At 67.9% G+C, this 13,997-nt stretch carries 17 protein-coding genes; all 17 read right to left on the bottom strand.

Annotated features, from left to right (window positions below):
- The 17 genes from rplF to FLP10_RS12515 all read right to left on the bottom strand — a co-directional run bounded on the left by rplF (position 1) and on the right by FLP10_RS12515 (position 13,882).
- A complete protein-coding gene (rplF, locus tag FLP10_RS12595; RefSeq protein WP_149161178.1) occupies positions 1–537 on the bottom strand; it encodes a 50S ribosomal protein L6 in 537 nt (178 codons plus the stop codon).
- A 4-nt stretch (positions 538–541) separates the two neighbouring features.
- Positions 542–940, bottom strand: coding sequence for a 30S ribosomal protein S8 (gene rpsH, locus FLP10_RS12590; protein ID WP_149161177.1), 399 nt, complete (start codon positions 938–940; stop codon positions 542–544).
- Between the two features lie 128 nt (positions 941–1,068).
- A complete protein-coding gene (gene rplE, locus FLP10_RS12585) occupies positions 1,069–1,656 on the bottom strand; it encodes a 50S ribosomal protein L5 (protein ID WP_149161176.1) in 588 nt (195 codons plus the stop codon).
- Entirely contained in the window at positions 1,656–2,015 is a 360-nt protein-coding gene (gene rplX, locus FLP10_RS12580) for a 50S ribosomal protein L24 (RefSeq protein WP_149161175.1), read from the bottom strand. The genes rplE and rplX overlap by 1 nt, the downstream gene beginning before the upstream one ends.
- Before the next feature lie 2 nt (positions 2,016–2,017).
- A complete protein-coding gene (gene rplN, locus FLP10_RS12575) occupies positions 2,018–2,386 on the bottom strand; it encodes a 50S ribosomal protein L14 (RefSeq protein ID WP_149161174.1) in 369 nt (122 codons plus the stop codon).
- Positions 2,387–2,417: 31 nt separating this feature from the next.
- Positions 2,418–2,723, bottom strand: a complete 306-nt coding sequence (gene rpsQ / locus FLP10_RS12570) for a 30S ribosomal protein S17 (RefSeq protein ID WP_149161173.1) — start codon at positions 2,721–2,723, stop codon at positions 2,418–2,420.
- A gap of 2 nt (positions 2,724–2,725) precedes the next feature.
- Positions 2,726–3,052 carry a 50S ribosomal protein L29 gene (gene rpmC / locus FLP10_RS17850; RefSeq protein ID WP_149161172.1) on the bottom strand — a complete coding sequence of 109 codons (327 nt, stop codon included), beginning with the start codon at positions 3,050–3,052 and terminating at the stop codon, positions 2,726–2,728.
- Entirely contained in the window at positions 3,052–3,471 is a 420-nt protein-coding gene (gene rplP, locus FLP10_RS12560) for a 50S ribosomal protein L16 (RefSeq protein ID WP_149161171.1), read from the bottom strand. The genes rpmC and rplP overlap by 1 nt, the downstream gene beginning before the upstream one ends.
- 2 nt (positions 3,472–3,473) lie before the next feature.
- Positions 3,474–4,226: a 30S ribosomal protein S3 gene (gene rpsC / locus FLP10_RS12555; RefSeq protein WP_149161170.1), complete on the bottom strand. Its 753-nt coding sequence runs from the start codon at positions 4,224–4,226 to the stop codon at positions 3,474–3,476.
- Positions 4,226–4,591: a 50S ribosomal protein L22 gene (rplV, locus tag FLP10_RS12550; RefSeq protein WP_149161169.1), complete on the bottom strand. Its 366-nt coding sequence runs from the start codon at positions 4,589–4,591 to the stop codon at positions 4,226–4,228. The genes rpsC and rplV overlap by 1 nt, the downstream gene beginning before the upstream one ends.
- Before the next feature lie 25 nt (positions 4,592–4,616).
- Positions 4,617–4,898 (bottom strand): 30S ribosomal protein S19, encoded by a 282-nt coding sequence (gene rpsS / locus FLP10_RS12545; protein ID WP_149161168.1) that lies wholly within the window; start codon positions 4,896–4,898, stop codon positions 4,617–4,619.
- Between the two features lie 12 nt (positions 4,899–4,910).
- The gene (rplB, locus tag FLP10_RS12540) at positions 4,911–5,750 is read right to left on the bottom strand and encodes a 50S ribosomal protein L2 (RefSeq protein ID WP_149161167.1); all 840 of its coding nucleotides are present in this window, start codon (positions 5,748–5,750) and stop codon (positions 4,911–4,913) included.
- A 15-nt stretch (positions 5,751–5,765) separates the two neighbouring features.
- Entirely contained in the window at positions 5,766–6,071 is a 306-nt protein-coding gene (rplW, locus tag FLP10_RS12535) for a 50S ribosomal protein L23 (protein WP_149161166.1), read from the bottom strand.
- Positions 6,068–6,742 carry a 50S ribosomal protein L4 gene (rplD, locus tag FLP10_RS12530; protein WP_149161165.1) on the bottom strand — a complete coding sequence of 225 codons (675 nt, stop codon included), beginning with the start codon at positions 6,740–6,742 and terminating at the stop codon, positions 6,068–6,070. Before rplD ends, rplW begins: the two co-directional genes overlap by 4 nt.
- A 3-nt stretch (positions 6,743–6,745) precedes the next feature.
- Complete coding sequence (gene rplC / locus FLP10_RS12525) at positions 6,746–7,402, bottom strand: 50S ribosomal protein L3 (protein WP_149161164.1); 657 nt, start codon at positions 7,400–7,402, stop codon at positions 6,746–6,748.
- A gap of 8 nt (positions 7,403–7,410) precedes the next feature.
- The gene (gene rpsJ / locus FLP10_RS12520) at positions 7,411–7,719 is read right to left on the bottom strand and encodes a 30S ribosomal protein S10 (protein WP_017201594.1); all 309 of its coding nucleotides are present in this window, start codon (positions 7,717–7,719) and stop codon (positions 7,411–7,413) included.
- A 484-nt stretch (positions 7,720–8,203) separates the two neighbouring features.
- Positions 8,204–13,882 (bottom strand): prealbumin-like fold domain-containing protein, encoded by a 5,679-nt coding sequence (locus FLP10_RS12515; protein ID WP_149161163.1) that lies wholly within the window; start codon positions 13,880–13,882, stop codon positions 8,204–8,206.
- Positions 13,883–13,997: the final 115 nt, after the last annotated feature.

Genomic DNA, 13,997 nt, shown 5'->3' with positions numbered 1-13,997 from the left:
TTACTTACCTGACTTTCCGGCCTTGCGACGCACGACCTCGCCGGCGTAACGGATGCCCTTGCCCTTGTAGGGCTCGGGCTTCTTGATCTTGCGGATGTTCGCAGCGGTCTCGCCGACGGCCTGCTTCGAGATGCCCGAGACCGTGATCTTGTTGTTGCCCTCGACGGTCAGCGTGATGCCGGCCGGGGGCTCGACGGTCACGGGGTGCGAGAAGCCGAGTGCGAACTCGACCGATGAGCCCTTCTGCGCGACACGGTAGCCCGTGCCCACGATCTCGAGGCCCTTCGAGTAGCCCTGCGTGACACCGATGATGTCGTTCGCGATGAGCGTGCGGGTGAGGCCGTGCAGCGAACGCGAGGCGCGCTCGTCGTCGGGACGGGTGACGATGACCTGGTTGTCCTCGAGCTTGACCTCGATGGGGCTGGCGACGTTGAGCGAGAGTTCGCCCTTCGGGCCCTTCACGGTGACGGCGGAGCCGTCGACCTTGACGTCGACACCGGCGGGGATGTCGATGGGGAGTCGTCCGATTCGTGACATGGAACTACCACACGTAGGCGAGGACTTCCCCACCCACGCCCTTCTTCTCGGCCTGGCGGTCGGTGAGCAGACCGCTGGAAGTGGACAGGATCGCGACGCCGAGGCCGCCGAGCACCTTGGGCAGCTCGGTCGACTTCGCGTACACCCGGAGACCGGGCTTCGAGACGCGCTTGATGCCCGCGATCGAACGCTCGCGGTTCGGGCCGAACTTGAGGTTCAGCGTCAGCGTCTTGCCGACGCGCGCATCGGTGATCTCGAAGTCGGCGATGTAGCCCTCGGCCTTCAGGATCTCGGCGATGCGCCCCTTGAGCTTCGAGTGCGGCATCGACACGGTGTCGTGGTGCGCGGAATTGGCGTTGCGCAGACGGGTCAGCATGTCAGCGACCGGATCGGTCATCGTCATGACGTTCGTTTCCTTAACGTTCACCAGGTTTCAGGACCCGTTGCACGGGGACTGACCTGTGGTGGTGGTTGCCGGCGGGTGCCGGGAACCGGGTGGATGCCGCGGACTCTCGCCCGCGGCATCCGGGTTCAGTTGGCGGACTCGCTCGACTTGAACGGGAAGCCGAGCGCCTTCAGCAGCGCACGACCCTCGTCGTCGGTCTTGGCGGTGGTCACCACGGTGATGTCCATGCCGCGGACGCGGTCGATCTTGTCCTGGTTGATCTCGTGGAACACGCTCTGCTCCGTGAGACCGAAGGTGTAGTTGCCGTTGCCGTCGAACTGCTGGTCCGAGAGGCCGCGGAAGTCGCGGATGCGCGGCAGCGCGAGCGACAGGAGGCGGTCGAGGAACTCCCACATCCGGTCGCCGCGCAGCGTCACGTGGGCGCCGATCGGCTGGCCCTCGCGCAGCTTGAACTGGGCGATCGACTTGCGAGCCTTGGTGACCTGCGGCTTCTGGCCGGTGATCTGGGTGAGGTCGGCGATCGCGCCGTCGATGACCTTGCCATCGCGCGCGGCCTCGCCGACGCCCATGTTCACGACGATCTTCACCAGACCCGGCACCTGGTGCACGTTCGAGAACCCGAACTGCTCGGTGAGGTTCGCGACGATCTCGCCACGGTACTTCTGCTTCAGGCGGGGCTGGATTTTGCCAGCCTCCACGGCAGTGTCGGTCATCAGAGGTCCTTACCTGACTTCTTGGCGTAACGAACGCGGACCGTCTTCTCGACGCCGTCCTTCGTCACGGTTTCGTTGCGGAAGCCGACGCGGGTCGGCTTCTTGGTCTCGGGGTCGACGATCGCGACGTTCGAGACGTGGATCGGGGCCTCGTGGGTCTCGATGCCGCCCGTCTTCGAGCCGCGCTGGGTCTGACCGACGCGCACGTGCTTGGTGACGTAGTTCACGCCCTGCACGACCACGCGCTCCTGGTCGACCAGCACCTCGATGACCTTGCCCTGCTTGCCGCGGTCTCCGCCGCGGGCCTGGCTCTTACCCGAGATGACCTGGACCAGGTCGCCCTTCTTGATGTTCGCCATGGTTACAGCACCTCCGGCGCCAGCGAGATGATCTTCATGAACTTCTTGTCGCGAAGCTCCCGGCCGACCGGCCCGAAGATGCGGGTGCCGCGGGGGTCACCGTCGTTCTTGAGGATCACCGCGGCGTTCTCGTCGAACTTGATGTAGGAGCCGTCGGGACGACGGGTCTCCTTCACGGTGCGGACGATGACGGCCTTGACCACATCGCCCTTCTTCACGTTGCCGCCCGGGATCGCGTCCTTGACGGTCGCGACGATGACGTCGCCCAGGCCGGCGTAGCGGCGGCTCGAGCCACCGAGCACGCGGATGGTCAGGAGTTCCTTCGCACCGGTGTTGTCGGCGACCTTGACTCGTGATTCCTGCTGAAGCACTTCAGTCTCCTTCTCAGAAGCAGGCCGAGGCCTACTTCGCCTTCTCGAGGATCTCGACCAGGCGCCAGCGCTTGGTGGCGCTGAGCGGACGGGTCTCCGAGATGACGACCAGGTCGCCGATGCCGGCGGTGTTGAGCTCGTCGTGCGCCTTCACCTTGGAGGTGCGGCGGATGACCTTGCCGTACAGGGGGTGCTTCACGCGGTCCTCGACCTCGACGACGATGGTCTTCTCCATCTTGTCGCTGACGACGTAGCCGCGGCGCACCTTGCGGTAGCCACGAGCCTCGGGGGCCTCGACGGCGACCTCGGCTGCAGCAGCCTTCTTGGTCTCAGCCATGTTCAGGCCTCCTTCGTCTCTGCGGCCTCGGCCGGGGCGTCAGCCTCGGTCTTGGCAGCCTTCTTCGTCTTCTTCTCGGCCTTCGCGGGCACCTCGACCGGAGCCGGGGTGGCGCGGATGCCGAGCTCGCGCTCACGGATGACCGTGTAGATGCGAGCGATGTCCTTCTTCACGGCGCGGAGGCGCCCGTGGCTCTCGAGCTGACCGGTGGCGGCCTGGAAGCGCAGGTTGAACAGCTCTTCCTTGGCCTTCTTCAGCTCGTCGACGAGACGCTCGTCCTCGAAGGTGTCGAGCTCGATCGACTCGAGCCCCTTGGTTCCGACGGCCATTATGCGTCGCCCTCCTCGCGCTTGATGATGCGTGCCTTGAGGGGCAGCTTGTGGATGGCACGGGTCATGGCCTCACGAGCGAGTTCCTCGGAGACGCCGGAGACCTCGAAGAGGACTCGACCCGGCTTGACGTTGGCGACCCACCACTCGGGCGAACCCTTACCGGAACCCATGCGGGTCTCGGCGGGCTTCTTCGTGAGCGGACGGTCAGGGTAGATGTTGATCCACACCTTGCCGCCACGCTTGATGTGACGGGTCATCGCGATACGAGCGGACTCGATCTGACGGTTCGTCACGTACGCGGGCGTGAGGGCCTGGATACCGAACTCGCCGAAGGAGACCTTCGTGCCGCCGGTGGCCTGGCCGCTCCGGCCGGGGTGGTGCTGCTTGCGGTACTTGACTCGACGGGGAATCAACATGGTTACGCCTCAACTCCTGCGGTCGCCGGCTCGGCCTTGGGGGCGCGGTCGCGGCGGGGACGGTCGCTGCGGTCGCGCGACGGCTTCTGAGCCGCCTGCTCGCGCGCGAGCTCCTTGTTCGTGATGTCGCCCTTGTAGATCCAGACCTTCACGCCGATGCGGCCGAAGGTGGTCTTGGCCTCGTAGAAGCCGTAGTCGATGTTCGCGCGCAGCGTGTGCAGCGGCACACGACCCTCGCGGTAGAACTCCGACCGGCTCATCTCGGCGCCGCCGAGACGGCCCGACACCTGGATCCGGACGCCCTTGGCGCCGGCGCGCTGCGCACCCTGCAGGCCCTTGCGCATCGCGCGGCGGAACGCCACACGAGCCGAGAGCTGCTCGGCGATGCCCTGCGCGACGAGCTGGGCGTCGGCCTCGGGGTTCTTCACCTCGAGGATGTTGAGCTGGATCTGCTTGCTGGTGAGCTTCTCGAGGTCGGCGCGGATGCGCTCGGCCTCGGCGCCGCGGCGGCCGATCACGATGCCGGGACGCGCCGTGTGGATGTCCACGCGGACGCGGTCGCGGGTGCGCTCGATCTCGATGCGGCTGACACCGGCGCGGTCGAGCGACGTCTGCAGCATCTTGCGGATGCGCACGTCCTCGGCCAGGTAGTCGGCGTAGCGCTGACCGGGCTTCGTCGAGTCTGAGAACCACCGCGACACGTGGTCGGTGGTGATGCCGAGACGGAAGCCGTACGGGTTGACCTTCTGACCCATTACTTCGTACCCTCCTCGGGCGTGGCGAGGACCACGGTGATGTGGCTCGTGCGCTTGTTGATGCGGAATGCACGACCCTGCGCACGCGGCTGGAATCGCTTGAGGGTGGTGCCCTCATCGACGAATGCGCGCTTGATGTAGAGGTCCTGCTCGTCCAGGTAGGTGTTCGAGGCATCGGCCTTGACGCGAGCGTTCGCGATGGCCGAGGCGACGAGCTTGTACACCGGCTCGCTCGCACCCTGGGGTGCGAACTTCAGGATGGCCAGGGCCTCCTGAGCCTGCTTGCCGCGGATCAGGTCGACGACGCGGCGAGCCTTCATGGGGGTGACGCGGATGTGTCGCACGCGGGCGATCGACTCCACCATTTCTTCCTCCTTCACACCACCGCGGTCAGCGGCGGCGGCCCTTCTTGTCGTCCTTCACGTGACCACGGAAGGTGCGGGTGGGCGCGAACTCGCCGAGCTTGTGACCCACCATGGTCTCGGTGACGAACACCGGGATGTGCTTGCGGCCGTCGTGCACGGCGATCGTGTGACCCAGCATGGCCGGGATGATCATCGAGCGACGCGACCAGGTCTTGATGACGTTCTTCGTACCGGCTTCGTTCTGACCGACGACCTTGCGAAGCAGGTGCTCGTCGACGAAGGGGCCCTTCTTGAGACTGCGAGGCATCTTCTCTTACTCCTACTTGCGCTTCTTGCCGACGGTGCGACGACGGACGATGAGCTTGTCGCTTTCCTTGTTGGGGCGACGCGTGCGACCCTCGGGCTGACCCCACGGGCTGACCGGGTGACGACCACCGGAGGTCTTGCCCTCACCACCACCGTGCGGGTGGTCGATCGGGTTCATCGCGACACCGCGCACGGTCGGGCGAACGCCCTTCCAGCGCTTGCGGCCGGCCTTGCCCCAGTTGATGTTCGACTGCTCGGCGTTGCCGACCTCGCCGACGGTCGCGCGGCAGCGCGCGTCGACGTTGCGGATCTCGCCCGACGGCAGGCGGAGCTGCGCGTAGGGGCCGTCCTTCGCGACGAGGCGCACCGAGGCGCCGGCCGAGCGGGCCATCTTCGCGCCGCCGCCGGGGCGGAGCTCGATGGCGTGGATGACGGTACCGGTCGGGATGTTGCGCAGCGGCAGGTTGTTGCCCGGCTTGATGTCGGCGTTGGGGCCCGACTCGACCAGGTCGCCCTGCGACAGCTTGTTCGGCGCCAGGATGTAGCGCTTGGTGCCGTCCACGAAGTGCAGCAGCGCGATGCGCGCGGTGCGGTTCGGGTCGTACTCGATGTGCGCGACCTTGGCGGGCACGCCGTCCTTGTCGTTGCGACGGAAGTCGATGACGCGGTACTGGCGCTTGTGGCCACCACCGATGTGACGGGTGGTGATGCGACCCTGGTTGTTGCGGCCACCGGTCTTCGACAGGGGCTTCAGCAGCGACTTCTCGGGGGTCGATCGGGTGATCTCAGCGAAGTCGGCAACCGAGGAACCGCGACGACCCGGGGTCGTGGGCTTGTACTTGCGAATAGCCATGTTTCTCTATGCTCCTCAGCCGACAGCAGTGAAGATGTCGATGGAACCGGACTTGAGGGTGACGATCGCGCGCTTGGTGTCCTTGCGCTTGCCGGTCCCGAAGCGGGTGCGGCGGGTCTTGCCCTGACGGTTCAGGGTGTTGACCGAGGCGACCTCGACCTTGAAGATCTTCTCGATGGCGAGCTTGATCTCGGTCTTGTTCGAACGGGGGTCCACGACGAACGTGTACTTGCCCTCGTCGATCAGGCCGTAGCTCTTCTCGGAGACGACGGGCGCGATGATGATGTCGCGCGGGTCCTTGTTGTGCGCGGCGGTGCTCATGCGGAGACCTCTTCCTTCACTGCGCCAGTGGACTTCGGGGCCTTCGCGGCGATGAACACCTCGAGGGCCGCCTTGCTGAAGACGATGTCGTCGGACACGACCACGTCGTAGGCGTTGAGCTGGTCGACCAGCAGGACGTGCGCAGCCTGGATGTTGCGGACGGCGCGGTGCGAGAGCTCCTCGTCGCGCGACAGCACCACGAGGTAGCGCTTGGCCGGGGCGACCTGCGCGAGCAGGGCGACGGCGTCCTTGGTCTTCGGGGTCTCACCCTGGAAGAACGCCTCGACCGCGTGGATGCGGCCGGCGCGGGCGCGGTCGCTCAGCGTGCCGAGCAGTGCCGCGGCGATCATCTTCTTGGGGGTCCGCTGCGAGTAGTCGCGCGGCTGCGGGCCGTGGACGATGCCACCGCCGGTGTGCTCAGGAGCGCGGATCGAGCCCTGGCGCGAACGGCCGGTGCCCTTCTGCTTGAAGGGCTTGCGGCCCGCGCCCGAGACCTCGCCGCGGTTCTTCGTCTTGTGGGTGCCCTGGCGCGCCGCGGCGAGCTGGGCGGTGACGACCTGGTGGATCAGCGGGACGTTGGTCTGCACGTCGAAGATCTCGGCGGGCAGCTCGATCGTGCCGGACTTCTTGCCGGTCGCGTCGAGGACGTCGATGGTGTTGGCGGTAGCCATGGACTACGCCCCCTTCACAGCGTTGCGGACGAACACGAGACGGCCGCGCGCACCGGGGACGGCGCCCTTGACGAGCAGCAGGCCCTTCTCGGCGTCGACCGCGTGCACGCGGAGGTTGAGGACGGTGACGCGCTCGCCACCCATGCGGCCGGCCATGCGCATGCCCTTGAACACGCGGCTGGGCGTCGACGACGCACCGATCGAGCCGGGCTTGCGGTGGTTGCGGTGCGAACCGTGCGAAGCGGAGACGCCCTTGAAGTTGTGGCGCTTCATGACACCGGCGAAGCCCTTGCCCTTCGAGGTGCCGACGACGTCGACCAGCTGGCCGGCCTCGAAGGTGCCTTCGACGGTGAGCTCCTGGCCGCGCTCGTAGTTCGCGGCGTCAGCGGTGCGGACCTCGGCGAGGTGACGGCGCGGGGTGACGCCCGCCTCGCGGAAGTGGCCCTGCAGCGGCTGGGTGACCTTGCGCGGGTCGATCGCACCGGCGGCGATCTGGACGGCGGTGTAGCCGTCCTTCTCGGGGGTGCGGATCTGGGTGACCACGTTGGGAGCGATCTCGATGACGGTGACGGGAACGAGCTTGTTGTTCTCGTCCCAGACCTGGGTCATGCCGAGCTTGGTGCCGAGCAGACCCTTCACGTTCTTGGTAGCGGTGGACATCAGGTACCTCAGAGCTTGATCTCGATGTTGACGTCGGCCGGGAGGTCGAGGCGCATCAGCGAGTCGACGGCCTTCGGCGTCGGGTCCACGATGTCGATGAGGCGCTTGTGGGTGCGCATCTCGAAGTGCTCGCGGCTGTCCTTGTACTTGTGGGGCGAACGGATAACGCACACCACGTTCTTCTCGGTCGGAAGCGGCACGGGGCCGACGACCGTGGCGCCCGCGCGGGTCACCGTGTCGACGATCTTGCGCGCCGAGGTGTCGATGACCTCGTGGTCATACGACTTCAGTCGAATGCGGATCTTCTGTCCCGCCATCTCGGACTCTCTCTCTGTCAAGGCGTCTTACCCCTTCCGAGGGCATCGGACGCCGGGTGTCCCAAATACAAATGCAGCGCACTTCTGGTGGAGCACCACTGTTCTCATGTCAACGGCCGTTGATCGAGCCTGTCGAAGGCACCCCGCTGCTCTGCATGAGCACAGCCGCGATGGCCTCGACACGCTCGACCTTCGAGCCCCGACCCCCGCGCCCGGGCGTGTCGCCCGCGCCGAACGCACGAGTTTCCCCGTGCATTCCAAGAGTCGGTTGTCGGTTCTGCTGCCTGCGGCCTAACCTGACCCTCGGCTCGGCGAATCCGCCGCGAGGTGGTTATGCACTGCCTGGCAGTGATCCGTCGCGCACGCAACACGGCACGCGCAACGGAATGTTGAACTCATCAAGTTTGCCATAGGCCCGTCATTGCTGCAACCCGGGCGTGTCGCGCCGGCGTGTCTCACAGACAGATCGCAGGATGCCTCGGGCTCACGCCGTGTGACGGCGTCGCCCGCCGACCAGGCGAACCCCTATCCCGGCCGCCACGAGCAGGGTTGCAAGCGCGAGCCATCCGGCGATGTCCGCGCCGGTGACCGGAACCTGCGGGCGCGGCGGCGGAACCTGCGTGCGCGGCCGCGTCGCGCATTCGACGGTCTCCATTGCGGGGTAGGGCAGGGTGGCCGAGACCGACGGATTCACCCGGACTTCGACGACCGCTCCGTCGGCCACCGAGAAGAACGGTGCGGAAGCGTCCTTCACCCAGGTGCCGTCCGCCTGCTTTCGCCAACCCGGCCATCCGATCCCGGTGCCGCTCGCGTCGAGCGTCGTGCCGGGCCAGAGAGACTCGCCGGTGATCGGGGTGCCGCTCGTCCAGCCCGCGGGCACCGCGACCTGGTCGACCCGCACCGCGCCGTCCGCGAGGATCGCATCCGGATCCGAAGCCGGGATGGACGGGTCGCGGTTCTCGTAGGCGGCGGCCGGCCACCAGATGAGCACGACCGTCGGGGATTCGCCCACCTCCGACGGCGTGACCGTCCAGGCGGCGTAGGCGGCGTCGGCACGACAGAACGCCGACAGGGTCTGCGCCACGCTCGCGACGGGCACCTCGTCGTCATCGCACGCGAGCGGATCGGGCGTGCCGACGCACGCCGTGTTCACGAGCGGGTCGATCGGCACGGATGAGTCCGGCTGCGCGATCTCGCCGACGCTCGCGACGTAACTGAACTCGTACTCCCCCGGCGGCAGCGCGCCGAGCGTGTAGGTCGCGGTGAATCGGGTCGGCGTCGAGCCCGAGACATCCCAGCCGTCGGGAGCGACGATGCTCGCCGGATCGAGCGCGAGCCCCGTCGGAAGATCGTCGGTGACGACGACGTCGGGCACCGCCGCCCCGGTGTTCGACACGGTCACGCGGTACGTGACCGGCTCGCCCGAGCCCGACTCGACCGCGCCATCCGGAAGCTCATCGTGGGTCTTGTCGACCGCGAGCGCGACCGCGGTGTTCACGATCTCGCAGGACGCGGCGGCGCCGTCCTCGAGGACGAGCGTGTCGCCCTCGAGCTGGCCGCCCACGCAACTCCACGCCCCCGGGAGGTACCCGGTCTGTTCCGACTCCTCGCTCAGCACGTAGGAGCCGGGCAGCACCGCGACCTGCTCGACACCGTCATCGCCGTTGCCGCGGACGGTGCCCTGGGCCGGGATCCCCTGCGGAGTCGCGACCAGCTCCCAATCCGCGGGCGTTCCGGTCTTGCCGGTGTCGCCGTTCTCGACGATCTTGCGCAGCGTCAGCTGCGAGACCGCGATGTCGGCGCACGCGGCGACCGGATACTCGACGCCGTTATGGGTCATCGACGCGCCGTTGAAGAGCCCTCCCCCGTCGGGGCGGCAGGTGCGCTCGTCGAGGGGGAAGTTCGAGCCGTCGATCCTCACGCGAACCGTGATCGTGTAGGTGTGCACGGTCTCCGAGCTCGTCGGCGCGCCCACGATCGGCACCCCCGTCGCGAGTTCGGTGCCCGCCGTGCCGTCCCACGCCGAGGTGTCGACGCCGGCGTCGTTCGTCGCGCTCGCCGAGAGGACCTCCATGCCGGCCGGGAGGTCGAGCACGTCCACGAGATCGTACGTGAGGTTCTGCACGGTCGGGTTCGTCACCGTCAGCGAGTACGTGACGACCCAGGTGTCCCCGCTCTCAGGGACCGCGGAGGCGACGGTCTTGGCCACCAGCGGCAGCGCGGTGTTGTCGACCGCGCAGGCGATCACGCCGCCGGGGATGGCGACGAAGCCGGCCGGATCGATGGCGGCCGCGGTGCCGCTGGGAGGCCGCTGCGTGCAGCGCAGGGGGCTGGAGACCCAGCCCTCGACCGGCTGCTCGACGAGGCTGTAGGTCTGCCCGGCTGTGAGCGGCGGCAGCGCTGCGGCACCGACCTGACCGGTCGTCGCGATAGTGATCGGCTCGAACGCCTGGGTCGGCGGCACGGTGTCGAGCAGGAAGGTGAAGGTGCCGTCGCGGCCGAGCGCGGTCTTCGTGATGGTCCCGGTGGCCGGATTCGCGGCATCGTTCGCGGTGCACACCAGACTGCCGCCGGGGCCGACCATGAAGTCGAGCCGGTTCACCGTCGTCACCGTGCCGTCCGCCGCGGTGAGCTCGCACGTGAAGTCGGTCAGCGTCCAGCCACCGGGCACCGTCTCGGTGAGCGAGTAGCGCTGGCCGAGGGCGACGGGCAACGGCTGCGAGCCGGACCCGCCGGACGTGGTCACGCTCACGAGCGTCGGATTGCCGCTCGGCAGCGGCTGGAGCGTGAAGTTGAAGCTGCGATCGGGTCCGGCGACGTTCTTCACGATCGTGCCGGCCGGCGGCAGGGCGCGGTCGGTGTAGAAGCACGTCACGGCACCGGCCGGAGGCAGTTCGATCGTGACGCTGCCCTCGGCGACGTTCGGCGTCCAGATCTCGTTCTCGCCCGCACCGCAGTCGATGTCGCCGTCGTCCAGACTCCAACCCGGCGGCAGGTTCTCGTCGATCACGTACGTTCCCGGCAGCAACTCCGAGAAACTGCGCGAGGTGTCCTGCGACGGCGCGCCTCGGAGGACGAACGCGATCGGATCCGCCTCCCCGTCGTCGAAGGTGAACGGAAAGTCGACACCCCCGAAGTTGAACGGATCGGTGAGCTTGATGATCTGGATCGTCCCGACCGCCGCGTTCGTGAAGAAGCACTGCACGGTGTCGCCCGCGACGAGGGGGAACGTCGCGGTGCGGTCGGTGGTGTCGAACAGCACGTCCTCGCCCTGGATGTTGCAGGACAGCGCCGTGAGCACCGAATCGGGAGCCGTCACCTCCTCGACCGAATAGTTGCCGGGTGCGACGTTCTCGAAGACCTCGTCGGTCAGGGTGCCGTCGCCCGGCGCCTGGATCGTGAAGCTCCCGCCGCCTGACCAGTTGCCCGAGAACGTGTACGGCCGCGGCGTAGCATCCGGAAACCCGACCGCCTCCTTCGTGATGATGATGTTCGCCGGGAGGTCGTCGTTCGTGAACCGGCACTGGATGTTGGCCAGGCGCGCCGGGACGAAGCGCACGAGCGGAACGAACTGGCCCGTGTTGTCGGTGCATTCGATCGCGGTGCTCTCGTAGCCCGCGACGTCGGTCTCCTGCAGCTCGTACTCGATCTCCGGCCGCACCCAGGAGAGCGCGCCCGCCTCGCTGCCCGTCACCTCGATCGGAACGACACCCGGCGGGAGCGGAAGGGGTCCGACCGGCACCGCCCGCAGGGTGAAGGCATCGGGACCGACCGTGCCGAAGTTGTCATTGTTCACGATCTTGCTGAGCGTCAACGCCGCAGTCAGATTGTCGAGCGAGCAGTCCAGGTCCAGGCCGATGCCGATACTGACGTCCCCATCGGAGCCGTCGGTCGTGGGCGTCGTGGACCCGTCGGCGTGGACGAACTCGCAGTCCCACGACCCGATCGCTCCGGGGGTGACATCCTGGCTCTGATAGCCGTTCGGGATGTACCTCGGGTCCCCGCCCGATTCGGACAGCAGGTACTCCACCCCGGGGGTCACCTCACCGCTGACGCCGGTCGAGCCGCTGAACCCTGGGATCGGGTTCGGTGGTAGCGGGTTCTCAGGGTCCTCGGGTCCGAGTACCGCGTGCAGGGTCCAGCCGGCCGGATCACCCGGGCCGTTGCGGATGCCCTTGTGCAGCGTCAGCCGTGACGTGCACTCGTAGTTGTTCACGATCTCGTAGACGTTGCTGCCGACCACGAGCGGCACGGGTTCCGACCCGTCGAAGGGCGCCGTCGGGCCGCCCTGTCTGCCGAGCGTCGCGCCGGTGAACTCGCACCTCGGCAGTGTGGTGTCACGGGTCTCCGCGACGATGGGGTTCTGCGTGGTGGCCAAGCCGCTGGTCACGGCGCCCCACGCGGTGGGCGCGCCGTTCACGGCGAGCGCGGCACTGAGGCCGCTCGGCTGATTCGTCTCGGCGATGCGCGCACCGCCGTTGATGGTCCAGAACTTGTTGACGATCAGCGCGGCCGAGGTCTCGGGCGCCTGGTTGTAGACCGTGCAGGTGATCTGGTCGAGCTTGTTCACGTCGAGCGAGAACCCGGTTCCCGTCGCGGCGTTCGTCACGGTCACCGGGGCGCCGTCCAGCGTCGTGCACGTCGCGTTCCGCCCGCCCACCGGGATGAGCGAGTAACCGGGTTTGTCGCCGATCCGCTCGGCCGCGGTGAACCGTGCGACGTCGACGCCCTCGGCGTAGTCGATCGCGAAGTTCACGCCGCCCGTCTCGCCATCGGTGATCGCGCTCGGCTGGTTGAGCGTGCCGCCGACGGCCGAGGCGTCGAAGGTCCATCCGCCCGCGGTCGGCGCGTCCGCGATCGTACCGCCCGGCCTCACGACCCGCTTGATGATGCTCACCGATCCCGGGCATTCCGCGCGCGCGAGCGCGCGCATGATCTGACCCGCCGTGCCGTAGTCGGGCGTGGCGATGTAGTCGAATCCGGTCGTCGGATACGGCGTCGGGCCCGAGATCGAGGCCAGGTTGCGCCGGGCGTTCGCGGAGGCGAGCGCATCGCCGACACCGACGGCGATGATGCGCTGACCCACCGTGCCGGTCGAGTTCGTGCCCGCCTTGATGCGGTTGGCCGAGAAGATGCCGTTCTCGATCTCCTTGAAGCGCGTCGTGCTGCCGGGGCCGACCGCACCGGGTTCGGATCTGGTCGGGTTCCCGTCGGTGAGCACGATGACGATGTCGAATCCGTTGCCGACCTGGGCGAGCCCGCGGTCCCAGTTCGTCGCCTGGTTGGTGAGGGCGGGGTACCCGTTGATCTTCGCGATCACCGTGTTCGCGCCCGCCTGGGTGGACACGGGCGTCAGCGGCATGTTCTCGCCCGCCTGGCGGGGCGCGTTGGTCCCGAAGGTGAACAACGCCACGGATGAGGGCGTGCCGACCAGCGCCTGCACGGTCTGGGTCGCGGCGCTCTTCAGCTCGGGAAGCGACGGATTGACCGATGCCGAGAGGTCGATGACCACGGCGATGTTCACACCGCATTTGGCCAGGGGCGCTGGGTTCGTGCGCGACACCTGCCAGACTCCGCCCGAGGAGCGCGCGATCGAGGACGTGGCCTCGGTCGTCAGGGTCATGAAGGCGGCATCCGGCTGATCACCGCCGGGCGTCCGGCCGGTGTAGGCGCTGCCGCTGTCGTACGTCGCCCCAGCGCGCAGCCTCGGCGTCGGGAACGTGTAGTCGGTCTGCGTCGCGCCGGTGGTGCCGGTGCCGAACGAGGGGTTCGCGAAGTAGCCGGCCGGTGATCCCGTCTGCCGCACCCACAGGGAGGTGTACTCGGCGACACCGCCGGGACCGATCGGCACCGTGAAGGTGCACACACCCGCGCTATTCGATTCGCACGTCGCCCATGGCTGAGCGATCAGCGGCCCGCCCTGGGTGTTCGAGAGCGCCAGGGTGACCCCGGCCAGCGGCGATTCACCGGTGCCGTTCGCGAGCCGGTCGGAGCCTACGAAGACGCGCAGGGTCGCGTCGTTCGGTCCGAAGAGGACCGGAGGATCGAGCACCGGCGGGTCGCTCACCGGGTCAGGCGGGTCCGCGGCGGCAGGCGGTGCCGCCGGATCGCCCGCGACCGACCCGACGACCGCGAACCCGCCGATCAGCGCGAGAACGGTCACCAGGACCAGTGATCGGGCGCGGCCGCGCGAGCGCAGGCCGACCCGTGCCCTCCGGATCTGCGTTCCTGTCACTCGCCGCTCCCCCCGAACGACACCATCTTCCGAAGACTAGCCC

Source organism: Agromyces intestinalis (assembly GCF_008365295.1).
Taxonomy (GTDB): domain Bacteria; phylum Actinomycetota; class Actinomycetes; order Actinomycetales; family Microbacteriaceae; genus Agromyces; species Agromyces intestinalis.
Note: the sequence above shows the minus strand (reverse complement) of the source record. Positions and strands in the feature narration are given on the sequence as shown.

What these genes read in the sequence shown, in the direction of transcription:
- rplD (WP_149161165.1), bottom strand. Translation starts at nt 6,742, where the DNA reads ATGGCTACCGCCAACACCATCGACGTCCTCGACGCGACCGGCAAGAAG.
- rpsC (WP_149161170.1), bottom strand. Translation starts at nt 4,226, where the DNA reads ATGGGTCAGAAGGTCAACCCGTACGGCTTCCGTCTCGGCATCACCACC.
- rpsS (WP_149161168.1), bottom strand. Translation starts at nt 4,898, where the DNA reads ATGCCTCGCAGTCTCAAGAAGGGCCCCTTCGTCGACGAGCACCTGCTT.
- rplB (WP_149161167.1), bottom strand. Translation starts at nt 5,750, where the DNA reads ATGGCTATTCGCAAGTACAAGCCCACGACCCCGGGTCGTCGCGGTTCC.
- rplP (WP_149161171.1), bottom strand. Translation starts at nt 3,471, where the DNA reads ATGTTGATTCCCCGTCGAGTCAAGTACCGCAAGCAGCACCACCCCGGC.
- rplX (WP_149161175.1), bottom strand. Translation starts at nt 2,015, where the DNA reads ATGGCGAACATCAAGAAGGGCGACCTGGTCCAGGTCATCTCGGGTAAG.
- rpsQ (WP_149161173.1), bottom strand. Translation starts at nt 2,723, where the DNA reads ATGGCTGAGACCAAGAAGGCTGCTGCAGCCGAGGTCGCCGTCGAGGCC.
- rpmC (WP_149161172.1), bottom strand. Translation starts at nt 3,052, where the DNA reads ATGGCCGTCGGAACCAAGGGGCTCGAGTCGATCGAGCTCGACACCTTC.
- rplV (WP_149161169.1), bottom strand. Translation starts at nt 4,591, where the DNA reads ATGGTGGAGTCGATCGCCCGCGTGCGACACATCCGCGTCACCCCCATG.
- rplC (WP_149161164.1), bottom strand. Translation starts at nt 7,402, where the DNA reads ATGTCCACCGCTACCAAGAACGTGAAGGGTCTGCTCGGCACCAAGCTC.
- rpsJ (WP_017201594.1), bottom strand. Translation starts at nt 7,719, where the DNA reads ATGGCGGGACAGAAGATCCGCATTCGACTGAAGTCGTATGACCACGAG.
- rplF (WP_149161178.1), bottom strand. Translation starts at nt 537, where the DNA reads ATGTCACGAATCGGACGACTCCCCATCGACATCCCCGCCGGTGTCGAC.
- rpsH (WP_149161177.1), bottom strand. Translation starts at nt 940, where the DNA reads ATGACGATGACCGATCCGGTCGCTGACATGCTGACCCGTCTGCGCAAC.
- rplW (WP_149161166.1), bottom strand. Translation starts at nt 6,071, where the DNA reads ATGAGCACCGCCGCGCACAACAAGGACCCGCGCGACATCATCATCGCG.
- rplE (WP_149161176.1), bottom strand. Translation starts at nt 1,656, where the DNA reads ATGACCGACACTGCCGTGGAGGCTGGCAAAATCCAGCCCCGCCTGAAG.